The organism is Streptomyces minutiscleroticus (assembly GCF_014650875.1).
Classification (GTDB): Bacteria; Actinomycetota; Actinomycetes; order Streptomycetales; family Streptomycetaceae; genus Streptomyces; species Streptomyces minutiscleroticus.
The window spans coordinates 1-1,019 of the sequence record NZ_BMVU01000212.1; the positions used below are offsets into that span (position 1 = coordinate 1).

Below are 1,019 nucleotides of genomic sequence, written 5' to 3' on the forward strand. Positions count from 1 at the left end.
CTTCCTCAGCGCGTCGTACGCTCGGGACGAGAGCGTGCGACGCATTCCCTGCCAGGAGAACGAGGTTCAGTCATGCGCCGCAGACTCCGCGCCTTGGCCGCAGCGCTCTTCGCCCTGCCGCTCGCGTTCGCCGCCGCACCGTCCGCCCACGCGGCCGACCCGACCACCATGACCAGTGGGTTCTACGTGGATCCCGACTCAAGCGCGAAGAGGTGGGCGGCCGCCAACCCCGGCGACGGCCGGGCCGCCGCGATCAACGCCTCGATCGCCAACACACCGATGGCCCGCTGGTTCGGCTCCTGGAGCGGCACCATCGGCACCGCCACGGGTTCCTACGTCGGGGCGGCCGACTACCAGGACAAGCTGCCCGTCCTCGTCGCCTACAACATCTACAACCGCGACTACTGCGGCGGCCACTCCGCCGGCGGAGCCGCTTCGCCCTCCGCCTACGCCGACTGGATCGCCCAGTTCGCCGGCGGGATAGGAAACCGCCCGGCCCTCATCGTCCTCGAACCGGACTCCCTCGGGGACTACGGCTGCATGACCCAGGCGCAGATCGACGAACGCGAAGCCATGCTCACCGGCGCCCTCACCCAGTTCACCCGCCAGGCCCCCAACACCTGGGTCTACATGGACGCCGGCAACCCGCGCTGGGCCGACGCGGCAACCATGGCCCGGCGCCTGCACGAAGCCGGCCTCCGCCAGGCCCACGGCTTCTCGCTCAACGTCTCCAACTACTTCACCACCGCCGAGAACACCGCCTACGGCAACGCCGTCAACCGCGAACTCAGCACCCGCTACGGCTACACCAAGCCGTTCGTCGTGGACACCAGCCGCAACGGCAACGGCTCCGACGGACAGTGGTGCAACCCCTCGGGCCGCCGCATCGGCACCCCCACCCGGACCGGCGGAGGCGCCGAGATGCTCTTGTGGATCAAGACCCCGGGCGAGTCGGACGGCAACTGCGGCGTCGGAGCCGGCTCCACGGCCGGACAGTTCCTTCCCGAGGTCGCCTACAA

The 1,019-nt window shown here is 70.0% G+C and carries 1 protein-coding gene; it reads left to right on the top strand.

Annotated elements, in window-relative coordinates; translation table 11 throughout:
* Positions 1 to 72: 72 nt before the first annotated feature.
* A partial coding sequence (locus IE271_RS41055; protein WP_190195498.1) for a glycoside hydrolase family 6 protein occupies positions 73 to 1,019 on the top strand: 947 nt, incomplete at its 3' end.